A 350-nucleotide genomic window follows, 5' to 3' on the forward strand; every position below is an offset into this window, starting at 1 on the left:
CAGCGACGCTGGTCGAGCCGTCTCCAACCTGAAAGCGAATGCCCGAATGACCCCCATCCATGCGCCGAAGCTCGCGACCAGCGGCGACCGATCGATTGGAAGCCGCATCGCGGCGTATCTGACCGCTCAAGGTCTCAGCCAGACCGCGCTCGGGCAGGCCCCCGGGGTCACGTTCCAGCAGGTCCAGAAATACGAGAAGGGACGCAACCGTGTCGTTGCCGCCCGGCTTCAGGCGATCGCGGATCTCCTGGGCGTCCCGGTCTCGACCTTCTTCGACGATCCGGCAGAGACCGGCGATGGCAGGGAGTCGATCCAGGTCCTGTTGCAGGATCTCGATGTGCCGCCCCTGG

Annotated in this window: 1 protein-coding gene; it reads left to right on the forward strand. The window is 65.7% G+C overall.

The features are described 5' to 3' along the window. Positions 1-46: 46 nt before the first annotated feature. A partial coding sequence (locus tag MKK64_RS19165; RefSeq protein WP_243936502.1) for a helix-turn-helix domain-containing protein occupies positions 47-350 on the forward strand: 304 nt, incomplete at its 3' end.

The organism is Methylobacterium sp. E-025 (assembly GCF_022829705.1).
GTDB lineage: Bacteria > Pseudomonadota > Alphaproteobacteria > Rhizobiales > Beijerinckiaceae > Methylobacterium.